The organism is Pullulanibacillus sp. KACC 23026 (assembly GCF_029094525.1).
Classification (GTDB): domain Bacteria; phylum Bacillota; class Bacilli; order Bacillales; family Sporolactobacillaceae; genus KACC-23026.
This window is the reverse complement of sequence record NZ_CP119107.1, coordinates 74,895-96,487: the sequence shown is the minus strand read 5'-3', so window position 1 is coordinate 96,487 and position 21,593 is coordinate 74,895. Positions and strand designations below refer to the sequence as shown.

Here is a 21,593-nt window from a genome sequence, read left to right as displayed (position 1 = left end):
TCTAGATAGGCAATCACTCCACAGAGAGCATTCCACAACTATAGCGTCCTACTCTTAATTCTTTAAGCTTAGAACACTTTGTTTGTCTAGGTAAAGCTAATCTATTTAGAAAGAAATTAATAGGATTCAAAATGTCTTTATTCTCATCATCTTCTTTTAACCCGGGAGCAAAATTTCCCTTTCCCCCACTCTCACCATAGGCCTATGCTGAATCAACAGTTTTCATGGAGGGATTTCCCCTTTTTAAGATTAGTTCTGGCATTAATATAAAATTCTTTTCTCTAATTGTTTTATTGGACTCATTTTAACAAGAAATCACCCACCATTTCGTCCTCATTCTTGCTCTTTTGGTCAGTCTTAGAACAACAAAAAAGGCATTAGGGATCCCTAATGCCTTCTTTTCATTATTAAAACTCAATATCCGTTCACGCTCTTTCATTACAGAAAAGTAAACGGCCATTTCCTACTACTTTTTAAATAACATAATTACGCAGTTTACCAATCTTCTCGACTTCCACCGTTACGACATCGCCTGCTTTCATTGGGCAACTGCCCGAAGGAGAACCCGTCGCCAACACATCGCCTGGCTCTAATGTCATAATTTGTGAAACCCAGCTGATAAGGTATGGGATGGAAAGGGACATCTGATCTGTATTACCATCTTGGACGGTTTTTCCGTTTAATGTTGTAACAATTCGTAAATGCGTTGGATCTATACCTGTCACGATCCAAGGACCCAATGGACCAAACGTGTCGAAGCCTTTTCCTCGTGTAAACTGGGGATCGGTTTTTGTAAGATCTCTTGCCGTCACATCATTAAAGATCGTGCATCCAAAGACATAATCCAATGCGTCTTCTTCTTTAATATTTTTACCGCGCTTCCCAATTATAAGGGCAACTTCCCCTTCCATTTCTACCTGCTTGGTTAAATCACCGGTCGGCAGTACAATCGTTCCTTCATTGGGAATCAAAGAAGATGCCGGTTTTAAAAATAAAAAGGGCTCTTTGAGGTTTGCCGTTCCCCCGGTCTCCTTTGCGTGCTCAGCATAGGTCCAACCGAAATTAATAACTTTTGAGGGTTCGACTGGCTCCAAAATTTTTATATCACTCAATTTATGTCTTATACCATCAAGTTTGAGTTCGTTATTTACAATTTCAGTAAACGGACTGGATAATTGTAAAACTTCCTCACCCTCAACTATTCCGTAAACTATTTCACCTGTTTGATCCTGATAACGAACAATCGTTTGTGTTTCTTGTAAAACCTTCATACTCCTACCAACTCCATTTATGGATGCATGTCATTATGCCCCTGTAAGACAAGACTTTTAGTTTTGTAAAAAAATTAATGGGGCACTCAAAATACTAGTCTCTTTCCAATAAAGAAGCCCCCGCGATCCCGGGATGAGTCATTTCATAAGGATCGAGGATTAAGTTAAGCTCCTCTTCTGTCAACACATTATATTTCAAACATAACTCGCGAATAGGGGCACCGCTTAAAATCGCCTCTCTTGCAATCCGAGCGGCTACCTCGTAACCAAGATGCGGGTTAACCGCTGTAATCACGCCAACACTTTTTTCGACGTACTCTTTTAATCTCTCTTCATTGGCTTTAATATCTTTTAAACAGTTGTCTGTAAACGTTCGGAACGCATTGTTCATAATACTGATCGATTGCAGAAGATTAAAGACGAGAACAGGCTCCATGACATTTAGTTCAAGCTGCCCCGCTTCCGATGCCAGACAAATCGTATGGTCATTACCAATAACCTGAAAGGCTACTTGATTAATGAGTTCAGCCATAACCGGATTAACTTTACCTGGCATAATAGAAGAACCTGGCTGCCTTGCTGGTAAACTTATTTCACCAAGGCCTGCTCTTGGACCCGATGCCATTAATCGCAAGTCATTGGCGATTTTTGACAAATTCATCATACACACTTTCAATGCCGATGAGACTTCTGTATAAGCATCCGTGTTTTGAGTTGCATCAACAAGATGTTCCGCCCCGACCAAAGGCAGCCCACTGATGTCTGCCAAATAGTTTACGACTAATTCAATATAACGAGGGTCTGCATTTAATCCTGTTCCAACAGCAGTTGCTCCCATGTTTAATTCATATAAATGCTGCCGCGATTGTTTGATCCGCTTAATATCACGTTCAATGACTCGGCTATAAGCTTCAAATTCCTGACCGAGCCGAATTGGAACGGCATCCTGAAGATGAGTTCGTCCCATTTTAATAAAAGGATTGAATTCTTCAGCTTTTTGATGAAAAACAGCATGCATGTCCTCCATCGTTGCAAGCAATTTTTCTAATAGGTTAAGTGCCGCTATATGAATGGCAGTCGGAAAGGAATCATTCGTCGATTGAGACATATTTACATGAGTATTAGGGCTGCATTGAAAATAGTCGCCTTTTTGTTTACCAAGTAATTCAATAGCACGGTTGGCAAGAACCTCATTCACATTCATATTAATCGAGGTACCCGCTCCCCCTTGAATCGGATCAACAATAATTTGGTCATGCCATTTACCTGCAATCATTTCGTCAGCTGCTTTGACAATGGCTTCTCCAATGCCGGAATAAAGCCGTTTTACATCCATATTTGCCAGTGCTGCCGCCTTTTTCACAATGGCCATTGCCTTAATTAATTCTTCATGAATCCGGTACCCCGTAATTGGAAAGTTTTCAACCGCACGAAGAGTTTGTATCCCATAATAAGCTTCGGCAGGGACCTCCTTCGATCCTAAAAAATCTTTTTCAGTACGTGTTGGGCTCATTGTGATTGACATAGTTATCGGGTCTCCTCTATTCAAGCCAACTTTAGATTGGTCGTATGTCTATTTTTCATCCTCATTATCTGATTTAACGGTTAAGTCTCCAGCTAGTGGCGTTTCGATGATTTGCTTAACCTGTTCCAGAGATTGAGTTTGTCCGAGTGCCCACATTAATTTGGGTACGATGGCTTCTGTATTCATATCTCCGGACAAAATCACTTGATACTGGGCGACTTTCCTGCCTACTTCATAGAGAAGCAGATCTTCCCCTTCTTCTAGACATTGAGTCGTAATAACGATGGGCATACCCTCTTCAGTAAGTTCTTTTATTTTAGAAAGCAGGCTCCTTCCTTCAAAAGGCAAGCCGCCGTTTCCAAAGCTTTCAATAATGATTCCTTTATATAAATCTTTTAGAAAATCAAACGTCTCAGGCTTCATGCCCGGATACAATTTCAGCAGAAAGACATCGGTGCATAAATTAGGTTTAAAAGTAAACGTTTTTGAGTTGCGATCAGGTTTCCATTGGTAGTTAACTTCATTTCCATTTACGTAAGCCACGTATGGATGGTTAATACTTTCAAAGGCATCATAACTCTTTGTTCTCATTTTGACCGCCCTTGTTCCAAGAATGACCCGGCCATCAAAAAGAACAAACACCCCGCCAATAGCCTCACTGGCAAACCGAATGGCATCCGAAACATTTTTCTTGGCATCGGTTTTACTAAAGCTGATTGGAACCTGCGACCCAGTCAGGACAACCGGTTTTTCCAGATCCTGAAGCATATATGAAAGGGCTGCGGATGTATACGCCAACGTATCGGTTCCATGGGTTATGACAAAGCCGTCATAATCATGATAATGCCTATTGACGGCATCAGCAATTGTTACCCATTGCTCTGGCTGCAAATTTGTACTATCCATATTCATTAAGATTTTACCGTCAACATGGCTATCACTTGATTTAGGTAAAAAGTTCAATAATTCTTCAACAGATAATCCTGGAACTAGCCCCTCACTTCTCTCAACAGAGGCAATTGTTCCACCGGTAGCTAACAGCAAAATCTTCTTCACACGCAACATCTCCATTGAATAAAGATAGTAAGAAAACGCAGAGCGTCCTTGGTTATCCACAATGGACACTGGAAGGTACCGAGGAAGCCCGAAAAAATGGCTCGGCCATTATTTGCGACAAAAATTACGCGCAACGCGTATTTATATTAGATATTATATAATTAATTGGCAAAAAAACAACACATTGTCCTCGTTTCGCGTATATTTATTATAGTATTGTCCATTTCCCAATGTTATAATAAATCCAATATTAAAAGATGGGGGGCCCGAGAGCATGCTGGAACGTTTGTCAGTATTAAGAAAAGAGCGCCAATGGTCCCAACAAGAAACGGCCGACAAACTAGGAATCGCCAAGAGCACTTACGCCGGTTACGAATCAGGATACCGCGAACCCTCCCTCCACTCATTATTACAAATTGCCAATTTATTTCAAACAACAGTTGATTATTTATTAGGCGCAAAAGAGGCCGAGGCTATTATCGACATTACTTCACTTATTAATAACCACTCCCACAAGCTCTCAATAGATGGAAAACGTTTATCTAATGATGAATTAATCGATTTTGTCTCTTTTGTGCGGGCAAAAAGAAGATTAAAGGAAAAGGAATTAATCGAAGAAGAATCAATTTTAGAGGAAAATTGATGGGGTGTAACGTGCTTTATATATAAGTTTGCCTCTTGGCCAAAAAGGGCTAATATCCCGAGATCTTGATTGTGACGAGTATCATTGGCTCATTAGCAATAAATGCCAATAAGCTCATGAAAAACAAAACAGCACCTCTCCTTTAAATATAGAAGGTACTGACGAATTTTAAAGAGTTTCATCACTAATATTATGATTCACCCTAATCCTAACTTTCTAAGCAGGAAAATCGATAGAGGATTACATTTGGTGGTCGTTGGACTAGTAAGTCAAGTGTCGCCACAAAGCAACAATTAAATAATCACATTAGTTGGCCTCTCCAAAAAGAATTGGATGGCCAATTTTCAATTCTTACAACCCCTTATTTATTATTAATAACTGCATATTTTTTATGAAGAACATCCATCCTGTATAACTAACATTCAGGCATCATCTATATTATCTTTCACAAAGAATAGGTAGGCTGCAAATTCCTCCATCCTATCTTTCAAAGTACTTTTAGTTCCTCATTAACTTTTAAACTATTATCCGCTTCTTTCCCCAAATACCAACCACCCTTCAGCGGATCATTCAATCGATTTTCTGGTTTTCATTTAGATTCGGTAGATAGACCATCTGTCTGAATCCTTTTTTCCTTTTAGTTAATAAGCGAGGTAGTTTTTGCTAAATTTGTATGCACATATAATTTTATTGTTGACAAATGTACGAACATAAAAATATACTTGTATTATCAAGGCTGGGCAAATGAAAGCGCCACACTAAACTGAAACCGTTATCTGTAAGGGGTTTAATGTTAGTGGAGGCATACTAGTAAAAATTATCTCTATATTCCCCTAATTGGAACCGTTATCTGTAAGGGGTTTAACATCGATAGCGGGCAGCTAGTAACTAGCACTCACTAATTTTAGTATGGACATTTTATAAAATGTGTTTTTTACATCATGAGGAGGGAACTTTAATGGTTGGTGAAAAGAAAATCTCAAGTAGCTTTATCTACTTTTTTGGAGCCTTTGGCGGCATTCTCTTTGGCTACGATATTGGTGTTATGACAGGTGCTTTGCCTTTTCTAGAAAATGATTGGCACCTTCAAAACAGCGCAGGATCTATCGGTTGGATTACCTCCGCCGTTATGTTTGGAGCTATTTTCGGAGGCGCTTTGTCCGGACAACTTTCCGATCGTTTAGGACGACGGAAAATGATCTTGATTTCAGCCTTAATTTTTGTGGTTGGATCCATTTTATCAGGGATAGCCCCTCATAATGGGCAATATTACTTGATAGCTGTTCGAATTTTATTAGGACTAGCCGTTGGTGCTGCATCCGCTTTAGTCCCAGCCTATATGTCGGAAATGGCACCTGCACGTTTACGCGGACGTTTGTCAGGTATTAATCAAACAATGATTGTCTCTGGAATGCTCCTTTCGTACATTGTTGATTTTTTACTTAGAGATTTACCTGAAACAATGGCATGGCGATTAATGCTCAGTTTGGCAGCGGTTCCTGCTTTAATTTTATTTTTCGGAGTATTACGTTTACCAGAGTCACCACGCTTTTTAATTAAGAACAATAAACTTGATGAAGCACGTAAGGTGTTAGGGTTTATTCGCTCTCAAAAAGAAATTGAATCTGAAATCAAACAAATTCAGGAAACGGCCAAAGTGGAAATCAAGGCCAATCAAAAAGCATCATGGGGTACTTTACTTAGTAGTAAATATCGTTATTTAGTCATTGCCGGAGTCGGTGTAGCAGCGTTTCAACAATTCCAAGGTGCTAATGCTATCTTCTATTACATTCCTTTGATTGTACAAAAGGCAACTGGACATTCAGCTAGTTCTGCGTTGATGTGGCCCATTATTCAAGGGGTTATTCTTGTAGTTGGTTCTTTAGTATTCCTATTGATTGCGGATAAATTTAATCGCCGTACTTTATTAACAGTGGGCGGAATTATTATGGGTCTATCCTTTATCTTGCCTGCACTATTGAATTCATTAATTCCTAATGCAAGTCCAATGATGATCGTTGCCTTTTTAAGTATCTATGTCGCTATTTATTCATTTACGTGGGCGCCTTTAACTTGGGTCATCGTTGGAGAAGTTTTTCCTCTGGTCATTCGCGGACGGGCATCAGGAACGGCTTCATCCTTTAACTGGATTGGTTCTTTCTTAGTTGGATTGCTATTCCCAATCATGACCGCTTCAATGTCTCAAGAAGCAGTGTTCGCAATCTTTGGCGTCATTTGTTTACTTGGAGTTTTATTTATCCGGACATGCGTTCCCGAAACACGCGGACATAGCTTAGAGGACATCGAAAAATTGGGAGAAAAGAAAAAGAGTGCTTAAATTGATTCTTTAAGGTCACACAACACTTCGGAATTCTAATCCGTTAAGAGGGATGTACCATTAAAATAGCCAAATTCCTTTACGATAAGGAATTTGGCTAAGTTATTTTCTATAATAATTTATAATTTTAGCTGGCATAATTCCCCACCCCTTTAGACAATAAATTCAACAACAACAATAATGATATATATGTTGTTGAATTTAATCTTAATCCTAATCTATTATACAATAATAAAATTAAAAATCTCTATCTTTATATATATATCAAACAAAAAAAATGTCATCATATATATCGATATATATGATGACAAAGTCGAACTGTCGACTGAATATCACTAGCGTTGCATAAAAAAATTGCCACAAAGTCAACGGTAATCATTGGAATAATATGTAATATTATTCCAATGATTAAAAACCGAAAATTCAGTCTTATATTTTTATGACGAAGGAGCCAAAAAGATAAAGGGGGGTGTTTGAAGGTAATCCTTATCCATTTTTTTCCATTTATAAGATTGGATCATAAGTTAAATCATTTAAATGGTCCACCTCTCCTTCTTCATATTGTGCCAGTGTATCTTGGAAAATTTGTTCGTGTTTAAGCTTTCGCCTACCAAATGAAGAGCGTTCTGGCTTTTTGAATAGCGCTTTTAAGAACGTTATAAAGCAGTTTGACCAATAATCAACTATGTAATCAAGCATATCGAGAAGTGTCCCTTGATAATGCACCTTCTTCTTCATTAATAAGGTTAAACAGAAGGTGATCATGGCGATATAAACTTGATTATATACAGCGTTTTGACTTGTCCCGTACATCTTCTTTAATTTGAGGTGTTGTTTCATCCATTTAAAGAATAATTCAATCTGCCATCGTTTTCGATAGAGGTCACTAATTTCGTCTGCGCTCATTTTTGCGTCATTGATAACGATGGTTAGTTTATTGCCTTGACTATCCAAAGTTTCCACAAGTCGAAGAGGATATTTCATTCTTCCAAGCTTAACGATCGCTTCTCGAAGAACGTTAGACGACGGGTCTACTGGCAATTCTTCAATAACATGGACGATTGTATTATCTTTAATACGCGTGCAAAAACGACTATTTTGTTTACAATACTCATCGAATTTCTCGAAATCAAAATAACCTCGATCAAAGACATGTAAGGCACCTTCTTCAATGACCATTAGCGAATCTAATTGAGTCATATCAGCAGGACGAGCAGGTGTCACGATGATTTTATCTGGTGTTGTTTCTTCACCATACAAAACGACGCGAGTATGGATTTTTATGCCGCCTTTGGTTGTTCGGAACACTGCCCATTTATATTGACTCAGACAAAAGGAAACCGTTGACGAATCAATAAGATGGATTTTTCCGAGCAAACGGTCGCCCTGTTCTTTTCCAAACTCTCGATGTATCTGTTGAACAAGATGTTGGAGAATCGCTTGGAAGATTTCTGATGGGATATCTGATAACTTCCTAGATAATTGGGATTTACTAATGCTTTTTAACCCCAATTCCTTTTGGAGCTTCTTTATACGATTCACCTTATTACTTATTATTTTGAGACTCTCCAATTGGTTGATTTGAGCAAATATAAACAACTTCGCAAAGGTAAGACTATCAAGCTTTTTTACATATTTATCAATCTTCATTATCTCCACCATCTTTGAGATAACTTCTCCATTAAGGGGGTGGAGGTATTCCTTAAAAACTGTATTTATGGTATGCTTGTCCATGAGAACTCCTTATAGTTAGGATTTGGACAGGATTACCTACCTTCCTCCTGATTATAAGGTTTTTTTATGTGTTTTTAAACAAAAATTAACATATATTACAAAATATACAATAATTATTTTTAGCTAAAAACTATTGACAAACTAGTATTATCTTCACGCAACGCTAGTGACTGAATATGGATCACCTAACCTGTCAATTCAGTAGCAGCAAGATCAGAATTGTAAACTTTCTTTAATTCGCTTCTATTGTTTTGAACTACCTGGGCTACGTTAAAATTTATCGGAACGGAACGGTAAATCCCACTCTTACTTAAATGGGGGGGCACGCTTTAAATCTATTAGGAACACATTTTTACAAACAAGTTGAGGAGTTAACTGGAATTTCAAAAAACTCTTATCAGGTCTAAGAGGAAGGTAAGGTTGGTTTAAAAATCGATAAAAAAGATTTTTTTTACAAAAAAGGGTTTTTATTTACTTCATATTAGCCTAAAATTAAATAGATTGATAATTTGAATAGCGATTGAAACGCTGGCCAGCATTCATTAAATAAATTAAAAGAAGAGGAGGATTTAACTTCATGAAATTTAAGTTAAAGGCATTTTTATTAACTGGATTAATTTTTGGAATAGCTTTTAGTGCCGTACCAGCTTTTGCCAATACAACACTTAAAGGTTTTACTAAGGATCTACCAATAATGCAAAATTGGAAAAAGTTACAAAGTGATACAAATATCGATAGTTCCTGTGCAATAACTACCATTAATGATGTTAGTGGTGACTACAAAGTGAATGTAGATATTTGGAATTCATCTAAACAGTTATCAGTACAAACGACGTTAGGTGATGGTTCTTATTATGTCTTTCCAATCTCTGGTAAGCACGCAAATGAAACCTTTGATTTAAGAGGATGGACTGCAAACTTTAGTGTAGCAACTCCAACTGTTAAGGGCGCATTTGCAGCAGATTCATCTATAAGCTATCCATAAAGGAACGAGAGCGTTTGAGTCTTATTATCAAACGCTCTCGAAAATTTTCTTGATTCGGAGGACACTATGTTAGTTGAAGTTAGGAAAGTATTTACGAATAAGACAATTTATATTTGTTTATGTTCATTAATTCTCTTAGTCAGCATTGGATTATGGGCCAATCTGAAACAGTTTCGTATTGATTATAATATAGCCCAAGACAGTTTCGCTAAGTTTCCTGATTCAAAGGCGCTTGTTTCTCCTTGGGAATATTGGATTGGTCAATCACCAAATTTTTTTACATCGTTTTATTATTTTATTTATCCACTTATAGTCTCTTTACCAATAGTAGATACCATTTTTAAAGAAAAGGTAACTGGCAATCTTAATTATCAATTGACTAGAAAAAATAGTTTCTCTTATTTCGTTACTAAATTTGTTTTTTCTTTTATCATTCCATTTATGCTATTTATAGTTCCCTTGATTATAGGTATCGTTATATTTAACTTAATAACAGGAACATGGGATTATTCCAACTTCTCAATATCTTACAACAAAATGATTCATGGTAAAGCAGTTTTACTTAATAGCGGGCCATCATTAAAAAAAGAAATATTTTCATCATTATTATGTATTTCACCATATTTATACATGCTCAATTACTTTTTGATCGGTGGTTTATATGCAGGCATTTATTCTTGTTTTGGTTTAGCTTTTTCATTGTTTATCAAGAATCGTTATCTTATTTTAGTCACACCAATGTGTCTCCATTTAGGAATATGGATTATATTTTCATTACTTGGTTTATTATCTTGGGACCCTTTTAATTTCTTAGATCCGAGGCAGCCCGTAGAAAAATTGACTTACTTACCATTTGTCATAGACTTTGTTGCATTATTTATTCTTACTACATCCATATATTCCTTAGGAGCGAGGAAGATTATTGATGTTCAATAACAAAGTACTACGGTATGTAATTAAGGATTTAATGTTAAAAATGAGGTTCATTATCGTAATTCTTGGCACCATACTCATAGTATTTATTTTAGGCACAATTCTAAATTGGTTTAAAACAGAATCCCCTATAAATAGCTTCTTCTTAATTATTAGGTTTGAATATTTTTACAATCCCTTATTCATATTACTTATTGGAATAAAAGGTGACTCAAGCGATTGGGAAAAAATAAGGAGATATACTTATAGGCGTGAAATCGCCTTGTATGAAATAGAATCTATTCTATTAAATGCTTTTCTTTTTACTTTATTTATATTATTGTCAAGCTTAACTATCTATCTTATTTTCTTTCATCATTCTTTGTTATCTGTTCTTCCTCTTTTTTCATTAGCTCTTCGATTTTACTTAGTGATTACATTTATCGGATTGTTATTTCTTATTATTAAACTACGATCGAATAGGATTATGGCATTACTAATTGTTATTTCTCTTGTAATCATTGATCGTTTTACAATTGCAGTAATACCAACCATTTTTAATATAAGACCAAGTGCGATTCCATTCGTTATCTTTTGCTTACTATTTCTAATAGTTGCGCTAACCTATATTGTTCAAAATCTGTTAGTTAGAATAGATTTTTATAGTAGGGATGTAAGCTAATGAAATTATTGAAGTTAGAATTCCGCTTATTAAAAATTGACTTGTTCAAACTAAGTTTAATTATTTTTGTGATATCTATTTTAAATGACATGTTGTTATCTTTAGATAAGATAATCTCTTTTAAGATAACTACAAGTTACGTTCTAATGGCTTTATTTGGTTCGGCAGGAAATTTACCTTTAGGATGGATCAATTGGATCTTAATTTGCATGGGCTATTTAATAATCTTACAAATCATTTGGAAATCCAAACTTCATATGGTTTCAGTCTATCAAATCCTGCGCTATAAGAATTTAAGACTCTATTGGCAAACAAAATTCGTTACAGGTTTACTGATAACCTTATGCTATGTATTAGTATTATTGGCAACTACGTTTATTATCTCAATACTTTTTAATGCTCGTATAATTTGGGATTTTCAATGGCTTGTTGTTTTTCTATGCTTGTCACTTAACATGTATATTCATGCTTTGTTATGGTTGACAATTAAGCTTTATTCAACTGTTGAAGTTGCCATAATAATTTTATGTCTTCTCATTTATACGGGTGCACGAATTATTAAACCCTATATTCTACTTTATTACGGCATGAGAGACCAAATAAAACAATTTTTGCCACTCGTTTTTTTCGTTGAATTGTTTGCCATCTTTGTATTGTTTAATCTAATCGTGATGAAAGCCAAGAAAATGGATTTATCTTAGGGGGTATCTTAAATGACTGCTGCAGTTAAATTAAATAGTGTATCTAAAAAAATCAATGGTAGAGAAATACTAAATAACGTTACATTGGATATAGAGAAAGGAACGATTGTGGGGTTCGTTGGGCATAACGGATCCGGAAAATCGATGCTATTTCGAGTTATTTCGGGTCTCGTAAAACCTTCATCGGGGGAGGTGCAAATAGAGGGAGAGACCCTACATCAAACCATTTCATTTCCAAAAAATGCACGCATTATTTTAGAAAAACCTGGATTTCTAGAAAGCTATTCTGGTTTCGACAATCTAAAGTTTTTAGCAGATATTCAACAAAAAATATCTTCAGAAAAAATTGAATTAGCGATGCAACAGGTCGGACTTGATCCAAAAGATAAGCGGAAAGTTAGAGCCTATTCACTAGGAATGAAACAAAAGCTCGCTATCGCTCAAGCTATTATGGAAGAACCAGATCTAATCTTATTAGATGAACCAATGAACGGATTAGATGAGGAATCAGTTGAAAATGTCTATGAATTAATTAAGGCAGAAAATGCAAGAGGTGCAACCATTTTATTAACGTCTCATCATAAAGCAGATATAGAAACTTTATGTCAAAAAGTATATAAATTAAACTCCGGGAACGTTTCAGAGATAGAACAATAAAAAAGCAATTAAAAGCGAAATGGGGGATAATTTATTCGTTTTTCAATCACAAATAACAACAAGATTCATCAGAAAGTAATAACATCAACATTCCTGGAGGAAAAATGCCCAATTATGTAGTAAGTTACTATCAAGAAAACTCCTTTGTAATTGAAGCAATAATTGTAACTGCAAAAACTGAATCTAGTGCTTTAGAAAATGCTAAAAACAAGTTGATTTCTGATGGAATAAAGAAACACAAGATCATATCAATTAAAGCGAAATCAACAGATTATTCGAGGGATACTTTACAAAATAAAAATGAAATGCATCCAATTCAAAGAATCCTCAATTCTGATAAAAAGCTCAATGGTAAAAGGCTGATTTTTGTTGCCGTTGCAATATTGTTAATTTCAACTTTTGTTTCTGTACATATAAATGAATACAATATGAAGTTGATGAATAAAAAAGATTCCATATTTGATCAATTATTTGACGAACTAGCCAGACAAGATAAAGTGACTCCTAACATTAAGAAAGAAGTAAGAGCAAAGCTAAATGAAAATAAATATATTTCCAAAATAGAGCTTTATAATATGAGTGGTAGACCTAGTACAAGCCCTAACCACTTTACAAATTTTTCTAAATTAAAACCTGATTACATGGTTAAACAGAGGGTTTTTGCTTCTAAATGGTTATTAGTAGAAACGTTTCGAGATGGGGAATGGGAACATAATTGGTTTATATATATGACATATAGGGATTTATATGTTATTCCAGTTATAATTTTAGCATTATCATTTATTATATATTGGATTCTAATTTCAATTTGGATGGTAAAAAGTAAAGGGTTGAAGTTTAAAATAATATATTTGTTTATTTTCTTTTGTTTAAATATAATAGCTTATTTTATTTTCAATCTATTTGGGGAAAATATATCACTTTAATATAGGGGTCTCGCCAACAAAACGCGAATTTTGTACGCTAAGGGAAACCTGGTTTTAACATGAAAGTCACATATGAGTGATATCAAGAATTCTGCTCTAAAAAAGCTCATTTTTATTAGAAGAAATGAGCTTTTTGTTGAAAATTAATTTATTAAAACAAATTCATGTAAATTAGGGATATCCTTATTAAATACAACCCTTTTAGGGGTACCATCGACAAAACGCGTGTTTACAACGTTAAGACAAGTTGAATCAAAAATTGCTTGTTATTACCACGATAAGGGTGTAATAGGGGTAAATCCGAGATAAGTCCAAAAACGGCCATAAGGATGAATTTTATTGGCAAATAGATAAATTGGGGCACTGTTTTATGAAAGTAAAGTTTTGGAATCAGCCTGATAAACAAAAAATTAGCATTCCAGAACTTAAAAACACAGTCGTGGAATGCCAATTTTTATTCAATATTAAATCTAGTTCTTGAAGTTATTCTTTTATTGGTGGCCCCAGTCAAGATAAAAAAACTGACCTCCAACAAAGGAAATCAGTTTTTATTTATTATTTAATTGGGGGGGTAGCTTCATCTGTATCTATTAACCATGGACTTGTTTTGTCTTTCTTAATAAGTATAAACTTCCTGTAATTCATACCTTCTAGGGTTGGTACTAAATTGCGATCTCTAACTTCTACATTGATTTTCCCATAATAAATTTTAATAGCATAGTAATTACTGTAACCGTTGTCTATGAGCCCAGGGTTATCAGAAATATCCTTTAGTTCTAAGAAAGTTGCCTTTTTATAATTCTTCAGGTATTTGATATTATCGGGATTTCCTTCAAATTGTAACTGAGGACCAAGTAATTTTATCGCCTCGTGGTATTTTTGCTCGTTTAGGTATTGGTAAAAATTAACTATGGTTTCTTTAGCTTTTGGATCTGAAGATATTATAATATTACTTTTTTGACTTCTGGAAGTCTCCGTTGCTTTTACAGATGTGCTTTTTTGCTCTTGATTTAAAGTAACTTTTTTTTCAGTATTGGTTTTTGTTGTTGTACTGCATGCCGAAAATACAAGTAATGATGAAAGAATCATTACTCCAATAATTAAATGTTTCAAGCAGTTATTACCCCCCTAAAGAGATTCAGATACTTAATTAATATGCGCTTCCACTACCATAAACGATTGAAGTTCCAGGGTAATAATAACTGAGCATCCAAGTATATGTTTTTCCTTGATCGGCCCAATAATGTTCACCATTTTGATATGCGTTATTCTTAATGTTGTAGCTCGATGAATCCCTTCCAGAACCATATGTACCAGCCTTATAATAACCAGGTACTTCAGTATATACGTTAACTAATGCCTCATCAACTGTTGCTTTAATAGCATTAGTTGTGCTGGTTAATGCTGAACCAGATTTAAATACTTGAGAGTTTACAGTATTGTCCAAGTCTGCACCGACACTTGGATATTTAGGATAATTAGTACAATACCACGCATAACTTCTTACAGATACTGCACCAGCTTTTAGGGAATTAGATGGCCATGATGCTACCCATTCATTCGGAAGTACATCATCAAGGTATGTACCAAAATTGTAAGTTTTTACTGTCCCAGAGGCACTTGGGTTGTTACCAGTTCTTACCAAAACCTTAATGCTTGAAGGTTCGTAATCATACCAATGACCAGGCATAATATTCGGGGTAATTGCATTTGAAGAATTAGAAGTTGAATTTGTCGTAAATGAGTTAGAGGGACGATCGTTTAATGCCCCAACATATCCATCTTGGCCAGGTTGCAGATTTTGTTGAGGGGTATCATCTGCAAAAGCTGAACTCAACCCTCCAATCGTTAGTAACAATAAAAGAGATAAAGTACTGATTAAAAGTTTCATAAATAACCTCCATCTGTATTTTTCAAAATATACCTACTCTTCTATAATATTCTATTTATCCTAAATATGGAATCTATTTTTTTGAACAGTAAAACCGACATTTCTTGGAGATTTAAGAAATGGATATTGTCGGTAAAACGTGGAATATACGATATCTGCTAAATCGGTTCTACCTCGTATAATTATTTATTTTCGCAGAACAGTTACCAAAAACTATATTTTTTGTAATAACATCATTACAGTTTTAACCTTTTGATTTTATAAGGTTTTTATATTGCCAAAAATCATTACAAAAACTATTACCAATTACCTTTACAAAAAGTTACAGTAAGCCTCCTATACAATGGAATCATTACATTGTATAGGAGGCTTCTTATGATTATTGGATATGCTAGAGTTTCCACAATAGATCAAAATCTTGATCGTCAGATTAGCATGCTCAGCGATTATGGTTGTGAAAAATTAGTAGAAGAGAAATTTACAGGCACGATAAAGGAACGCCAAGGCCTACTAACATTGATGGATATAATACGTACTGGGGATACAGTTGTCGTTGAGAGTATTTCAAGGTTAGGTAGAAAAACAATTGATATCTTAAACATCATACAAGATTTCGAAAATATGGGCGTTCAATTGTAAGCCCGAATTCAAATCACGCATATAAAACAGCAGCACCTCCTGGTACGATTGATGTATTAATTTAAGGAGGTGCTTTTAATATGCTAGAGAAAAAACTGACTATCGTCCCCGTTACTTTACATAACGAATGTACTGCAGCAGCAAAATCATTAGCTCTATCCTCAAGTCCCACGTGCATGATCAAAACGGCAACTACAGAAATTACCTTCCATAACGGCATTGAGGAGCACATCATCCGAACGGTCATGAGGGAGCTGAAAAATCGATGAAACACGATTATACAAATGTGGAAAACATTTATATTATTTGCGGTAAGACTGACATGAGAAAAGGGATCGATGGTCTCGCAACTTTGATTCAAGATTCTTTCGAACTTGACCTTTATGGGGATTCCATCTTTCTGTTCTCTGGTCGAAGTAAAGATCGATATAAGTGTTTGTATTTTGATGGCAATGGATTTGCCATGCTTTATAAGCGATTGGATAACGGAAAACTTCAATGGCCGAAAGATGAAAAGGAAGTACGTAACCTAACACAACAAGAGCTTCGCTGGTTGTTAGAAGGTTTATCGCTCCAGCAACCCAAAGCCATTCAAAGATCGCAGGCAAGTGCATTTTAAATTAGATTTTTATCTTTCAACCGCTATTCGAGATGGTATAATAGGAAGAACTGACACGATCGGAAAAGTGGTGATAGTATGGGTAATGCTTCTAACAATAACGAGAAGTTAATACGACTTCTCGAAGAGCAATTGGATCATTCCAATCAACAAAACAAGGATCTATCAAAAAAGCTAGATCAATCAACTAAACAGATTGAAGCATTAACCGAGCAAATTCGCCATTTAACAAAGCGTTTATATGGTTCAAAAACCGAGAAATCTAAATATAACGGTCCAGAGGGACAATTTTCATTATTTGAGGATGACCCATCTTTTAGCGAACCTGAGCATACAGAAGAACAAAGCCAACAGACGATTTCTTACACTGTTGTACGAAAAGCTCAAAATAAAAAACGGAACGATTCACTGGACGACGGTATTGAAATAGAAGCTGTTCATCATCACCCTGAAAATTTGGTCTGTGACTGTTGTCAAGGGCAAATGATTGAAATTGGTAGCACCGTTACGCGTGAAGAAGCAGAGTTTGTTCCAGCAAGAATGAAGAAAATTCAACACATTGAACATGCCTATGAATGTAAGGAATGTAAAACTGATTTACATCAAAAAGCACAGATTAAACGCGGAAAATCCCCGCAACCTCCCATTCAACGGAGTCTCGCAAGTCCTAGTGTCCTTGCCAAAGTGATCTATGATAAATTCATACAATACTTGCCCCTTTATCGTCAGGTAAAGGAATGGGAACGATATGGTCTAAAAACCAATGATAAAAATCTTTCAAATTGGGTTATCCGTGTTTCTCAGGATTGGTTATTGCTTATTTACGAACAAATGAAACAAGCCGTAATGACTAAATCTCTTTTACATGTTGATGAAACTTACGGACAAATTATTAACCGATCTGATGGTAAATCCGGACAGACTAACGCCTACAATTGGGTCTATCGAAGTGTCCCTAGTCAAGGCCCCACGATTATTTTGTTCCAAAGTTCGTTATCGCGCTCTCGCTCTGTTCTTGAAAACTTTCTAGGTGATTTTTCTGGAACCATTATCTGCGATGGCTATTCCGCCTATGACAAAATTAAAGGCGTAACCTTTGCGAATTGTTGGGCCCACGTCCGACGTTATTGGTTGAAAGTAGAAAGTAAGAATGGGAAAACCGGTGTGAAATTTTGTGATGATTTATATCGGTTAGAAAGACAATTCAAGCACTTACCTCCGAGTAAAAGACGCAAGCAACGGCAAAAATATTCAAAGCCAATCGTTGATAAATTACTGGCGTGGATTGAAGGCTTACCATTCTTGGGGAAAAGCGCCATCGCAAAAGCTGTTCAGTACACGTTTAACCGGATGGATGGCTTAAAAGCATTCTTAAATGATGGCCGGATTGAAATTGATAATAATCCGGCTGAAAATGCCATTCGGCCAAGTGTTATTGGTCGGAAAAATTGGCTTCACTCCGTAAGTGAAGCTGGTGCTCAAGCAAATGCCGTTTGTTTGAGCCTCGCAGAAACCGCTCAAGCAAATGGCGTCGATTTCTATCAGTATCTTGTAAAGTTACTAACTGATCTGCCAAATTTAGATATTCATAGAGATCCAGAAATTCTAAAACAATATATGCCTTGGTCACAGAATATCCAATTAGAATGTGGCAAATAGCCGTATTTTTGATAAAAAATCAAGAATATACGGCTATTTGTAATGCGTACCGTAAAGGTGCGCTTTTTTCTATATTTCGGGCTTACGTTCAATTTGTGTCTTTAAAGGAAAATATGGACACTCGAACTTCTACTGGGAAGGCTATGTTCCAAATGATGTGTGTTATTGCCGAGCTTGAACGCAACCTTATTGCAGAGCGAGTAAAAGAAGGTTTAGAGGCTAGTAGAAAAAGAGGTAAAAAATTAGGAAGGCCAAAAGTTGACCAAACAAAAATTGCTATTGCATTAAGAATGTATGAAAGCAAGGAATATTCCATTAAGGAAATTGTAGAGGCTACGGGTATTTCACAAGGGACTTTATATAGGGAAATAAATAAAAAAAAGCTATTATAATACGCTACTTTATGCGTTATCAAAGGTAAAAATGTAAAAGAAAAGGATGAGATAAATTTGAGAGGGAAAGAATTACTCACATTTGATCAGCGTAAAGAACTTTTACGCTTGCCTTTTTCAACTGAAGATGAATTAGCCTTATATTATACGCTCTCAGAATCTGACATTGAAGTTATTAACCGACACCGCCGAAATCACAATCGACTAGGATTTGCAGTTCAATTATGTATTTTAAGATATCCAGGCTGCTCTTTATCTGACATAGAAGAGGTGCCAGAAATTCTCTGTCAATTTATAGCTAACAACTTAACGTTGAACCAGAGGTATTTTCCTTATATGCGAGACGCGATCCCACCCGTCGCGAGCATCTAGAAGAAATAAGACAAGAATTTGCGTAAAAGAAAAGTTATCCTTCCTGCTATTCCAACCATAGAAAGATTAGTATGGGAAACTCGTGAGCGTGCAGAAAGAAAAATTTTTACACAACTCACCTATTCACTAACAGATTGGCAAAAGGAAGGGTTAGATAAATTAATTGACCCTTTTGTAGAGAACAAAAGGACTCTCCTCTCTTGGCTTCGAGAAATTCCAGGGCAATCGTCGCCAGAAGCCTTTTTAAAAGTGATTGAACGATTAGAATTTGTACGTAAACTCAAGCTTTCTTCGACCATTAATGACCTGCATCCTAACCGTTTTCTTCAAATAGCTCGTATTGGAGCTCGATATGAACCTCACTCCTTTCGTCGATTTAAAGACCTGAAAAAATATGCAATTCTTGTTGCCTATCTTTTGACCCTTAGTCAAGACTTAATTGATCAAGCAATTGAAATTCACGATCGCCAGATGATGATTTTACAATCCAAAGGACGTAAAACACAAGAAGAATTACAAAAACAAAACGGTAAATCAGTCAATGAAAAGGTGGTTCATTTCGCAGATATAGGTACGGCTCTTATTAAAGCAAGAGAGGAAGGATTAGATCCATTCACTACTCTTGAATCTGTAATGCCCTGGGATAAAATTGTTGAGTCTGTGGAAGAAGCAAAACGATTAGCAAGACCCATGGACTATGATTACCTTGACTTATTAAGTTCTCGATTCTCTTATCTTAGAAAATATACGCCAACGTTCTTAAACTCATTAGAATTTCGATCTACTAAAGGTTCGGAACCTTTACTACATGCATTGCACTTTTTAAATGATATGAATCAATCAGGTAAAAGAAAGGTTTCAGAAGACGCCCCTCTGGATTTTGTTCCTAAACGTTGGATGAAACACGTCCATGACGAGAATGGGGATATCAATCGTCAATATTATGAAATGGCAGCTTTAACCGAATTAAAAAATCACATTCGATCAGGAGATATATGGGTTGTAGGAAGTCGTTTACATAAAGATTTTGAAGATTATTTAGTCTCTAAGGAGGAATGGGCTAACCAACGCACTGGAACAAGACTGGCTGTTAATGCGACTGCTGAAAATTACACTCAAGAGAGGTTTAATACGCTAGATCAGCGACTTACCTGGATCTCGAAAAATCTGGATTCACTAGAAGGAATAAATATTGAAAAGGAGAAACTTCATGTGGATCGATTAGAAAGAGACACTCCAGAAGAAGCTCGTGCTTTTAGTTTATCACTTTACAATGTTCTTCCTCGTATTAAACTTACTGATCTATTAATGGAAGTAGCCAGTTGGACAGGGTTTGACAAGCAATTTATTCACGCCTCGACCAATCGGCAACCAAAAGGCGAAGAAAAAGAGATCCTCATGGCCACCCTTATGGCGATGGGAACCAACATTGGTCTTGCCAAAATGGCAGATGCCACACCCAAAATTAGTTATCATCAGTTGGCAAATACATGGCGAATGTATGAAGAGGCAATGATAAGAGCCCAATCTACGCTTGTTAATTTCCAACATAAACTTACTCTATCTTCCTATTGGGGGGAAGGTACAACTTCATCATCTGATGGCATGCGAGTCCAGGTCGGGGTCTCTTCCCTACATGCCGATTCAAATCCCCATTATGGTACAGGTAAAGGAGCAACGATTTATCGCTTTACGAGTGATCAATTCTCAACCTTTTATACAAAAGTAATTAACACAAATGCTAGAGACGCTGTCCATGTCATTGATGGATTACTTCATCATGAATCGGACCTTAACATTGAAGAACATTATACAGATACAGCTGGTTATACAGATCAAGTTTTTGGATTAAGTCACTTGCTTGGATTTAGATTCGCCCCACGATTACGTGATTTGTCTGACACTAAACTTTATGTTATGGGTCACCCAAGTGATCATCCAAAGTTAGAAGGTATTCTACGTGGACGCATTAATACGAAGATCATTAAAGAAAACTATGACGACGTTTTACGTTTAATTCACTCAATCCGAGAAGGGAAAGTATCAGGATCTCTAATTATGGGGAAATTAGGCTCCTACTCGCGGCAAAATAAAGTGGCCACTGCTTTAAGAGAAATGGGTAGAATTGAAAAGACTATTTTTATTTTAGACTACATTTCAGATGAATCTTTAAGACGTAGAATCCAGCGTGGTTTAAATAAAGGAGAAGCAATGAATGGCTTAGCAAGGGCGTTGTTCTTTGGAAAAAGAGGGGAGTTACGCGAACGCGGACTACAAGATCAGCTTCAACGTGCCAGCGCATTAAGCATTTTGATTAATGCCATTAGCGTTTGGAATACTGTTTATTTATCAGAAGCCACTAAATTGTTCAAATCAAAAGGAATTTTGCGAGAGGATTTATTACAGCATGTTTCCCCATTGGGATGGGAACATATTAATTTTCTCGGGGAGTATAACTTTGATTCAAAAAAGGTGCCAGAAATAAATTCATTACGGCCACTTGGACAATAAAAATTAAGCCGATCCTTCCTTAGCGTACAGGAAATCGGCCATTTTTATAAAACAAGGTGCTTAGCGTACAAAATTTGCGT

The 21,593-nt window shown here is 36.0% G+C and carries 17 protein-coding genes and 3 pseudogenes; 14 read left to right on the top strand and 6 right to left on the bottom strand.

Going from position 1 to position 21,593, the window contains the following annotated elements; translation table 11 throughout:
• Positions 1 to 473: 473 nt before the first annotated feature.
• From PU629_RS00450 to PU629_RS00440, 3 genes are all read right to left on the bottom strand, one after another.
• Positions 474 to 1,271, bottom strand: a complete 798-nt coding sequence (locus PU629_RS00450) for a fumarylacetoacetate hydrolase family protein (RefSeq protein WP_275282293.1) — start codon at positions 1,269 to 1,271, stop codon at positions 474 to 476.
• Positions 1,272 to 1,365: 94 nt separating this feature from the next.
• Entirely contained in the window at positions 1,366 to 2,796 is a 1,431-nt protein-coding gene (aspA, locus tag PU629_RS00445) for an aspartate ammonia-lyase (RefSeq protein WP_275282292.1), read from the bottom strand.
• Positions 2,797 to 2,844: 48 nt separating this feature from the next.
• Positions 2,845 to 3,852 (bottom strand): asparaginase, encoded by a 1,008-nt coding sequence (locus PU629_RS00440; RefSeq protein ID WP_275282291.1) that lies wholly within the window; start codon positions 3,850 to 3,852, stop codon positions 2,845 to 2,847.
• A 274-nt stretch (positions 3,853 to 4,126) separates the two neighbouring features.
• On the opposite strand from PU629_RS00440, the gene PU629_RS00435 reads away from it, so the two are divergent.
• Together PU629_RS00435 and PU629_RS00430 are read left to right on the top strand one after the other, a co-directional pair.
• Entirely contained in the window at positions 4,127 to 4,495 is a 369-nt protein-coding gene (locus PU629_RS00435; protein ID WP_275282290.1) for a helix-turn-helix domain-containing protein, read from the top strand.
• A gap of 958 nt (positions 4,496 to 5,453) precedes the next feature.
• Complete coding sequence (locus tag PU629_RS00430; protein ID WP_275282289.1) at positions 5,454 to 6,833, top strand: sugar porter family MFS transporter; 1,380 nt, start codon at positions 5,454 to 5,456, stop codon at positions 6,831 to 6,833.
• A gap of 504 nt (positions 6,834 to 7,337) precedes the next feature.
• Here PU629_RS00430 and PU629_RS00425 read toward each other — a convergent pair.
• Positions 7,338 to 8,567 carry an IS4 family transposase gene (locus tag PU629_RS00425; RefSeq protein ID WP_275280603.1) on the bottom strand — a complete coding sequence of 410 codons (1,230 nt, stop codon included), beginning with the start codon at positions 8,565 to 8,567 and terminating at the stop codon, positions 7,338 to 7,340.
• Between the two features lie 314 nt (positions 8,568 to 8,881).
• On the opposite strand from PU629_RS00425, the gene PU629_RS22515 reads away from it, so the two are divergent.
• The 6 genes from PU629_RS22515 to PU629_RS00400 all read left to right on the top strand — a co-directional run bounded on the left by PU629_RS22515 (position 8,882) and on the right by PU629_RS00400 (position 13,430).
• Entirely contained in the window at positions 8,882 to 8,974 is a 93-nt protein-coding gene (locus PU629_RS22515) for a hypothetical protein (RefSeq protein WP_481900465.1), read from the top strand.
• A gap of 170 nt (positions 8,975 to 9,144) precedes the next feature.
• Positions 9,145 to 9,552 (top strand): hypothetical protein, encoded by a 408-nt coding sequence (locus tag PU629_RS00420; RefSeq protein ID WP_275282288.1) that lies wholly within the window; start codon positions 9,145 to 9,147, stop codon positions 9,550 to 9,552.
• A gap of 66 nt (positions 9,553 to 9,618) precedes the next feature.
• Positions 9,619 to 10,488 (top strand): NADH dehydrogenase FAD-containing subunit, encoded by an 870-nt coding sequence (locus PU629_RS00415; RefSeq protein ID WP_275282287.1) that lies wholly within the window; start codon positions 9,619 to 9,621, stop codon positions 10,486 to 10,488.
• Between the two features lie 657 nt (positions 10,489 to 11,145).
• Entirely contained in the window at positions 11,146 to 11,847 is a 702-nt protein-coding gene (locus tag PU629_RS00410) for a hypothetical protein (RefSeq protein ID WP_275282286.1), read from the top strand.
• Between the two features lie 12 nt (positions 11,848 to 11,859).
• Positions 11,860 to 12,504 (top strand): ABC transporter ATP-binding protein, encoded by a 645-nt coding sequence (locus tag PU629_RS00405; RefSeq protein ID WP_275282285.1) that lies wholly within the window; start codon positions 11,860 to 11,862, stop codon positions 12,502 to 12,504.
• 104 nt (positions 12,505 to 12,608) lie between these two features.
• On the top strand, positions 12,609 to 13,430 hold the full coding sequence (locus tag PU629_RS00400; RefSeq protein ID WP_275282284.1) for a hypothetical protein: 822 nt from the start codon (positions 12,609 to 12,611) through the stop codon (positions 13,428 to 13,430).
• Between the two features lie 555 nt (positions 13,431 to 13,985).
• Here PU629_RS00400 and PU629_RS00395 read toward each other — a convergent pair.
• Both PU629_RS00395 and PU629_RS00390 read right to left on the bottom strand, forming a co-directional pair.
• On the bottom strand, positions 13,986 to 14,543 hold the full coding sequence (locus PU629_RS00395; RefSeq protein ID WP_275282283.1) for a DUF4829 domain-containing protein: 558 nt from the start codon (positions 14,541 to 14,543) through the stop codon (positions 13,986 to 13,988).
• Positions 14,544 to 14,580: 37 nt separating this feature from the next.
• Entirely contained in the window at positions 14,581 to 15,321 is a 741-nt protein-coding gene (locus PU629_RS00390) for a SpoIID/LytB domain-containing protein (RefSeq protein ID WP_275282282.1), read from the bottom strand.
• Positions 15,322 to 15,696: 375 nt separating this feature from the next.
• Here PU629_RS00390 and PU629_RS00385 point away from each other — a divergent pair.
• From PU629_RS00385 to PU629_RS00360, 6 genes and pseudogenes are all read left to right on the top strand, one after another.
• Positions 15,697 to 15,954: pseudogene (locus tag PU629_RS00385) on the top strand (recombinase family protein); the annotation flags it as partial.
• An 86-nt stretch (positions 15,955 to 16,040) separates the two neighbouring features.
• Entirely contained in the window at positions 16,041 to 16,229 is a 189-nt protein-coding gene (locus PU629_RS00380) for a hypothetical protein (protein WP_275282281.1), read from the top strand.
• A complete protein-coding gene (gene tnpB, locus PU629_RS00375) occupies positions 16,226 to 16,579 on the top strand; it encodes an IS66 family insertion sequence element accessory protein TnpB (RefSeq protein WP_275282280.1) in 354 nt (117 codons plus the stop codon). Before PU629_RS00380 ends, tnpB begins: the two co-directional genes overlap by 4 nt.
• Before the next feature lie 78 nt (positions 16,580 to 16,657).
• A complete protein-coding gene (gene tnpC / locus PU629_RS00370; protein ID WP_275282279.1) occupies positions 16,658 to 18,238 on the top strand; it encodes an IS66 family transposase in 1,581 nt (526 codons plus the stop codon).
• A gap of 86 nt (positions 18,239 to 18,324) precedes the next feature.
• Positions 18,325 to 18,630 (top strand): annotated as a pseudogene (locus tag PU629_RS00365) (recombinase family protein); the annotation flags it as partial.
• Between the two features lie 51 nt (positions 18,631 to 18,681).
• Positions 18,682 to 21,513: pseudogene (locus tag PU629_RS00360) on the top strand (Tn3 family transposase).
• Positions 21,514 to 21,593: the final 80 nt, after the last annotated feature.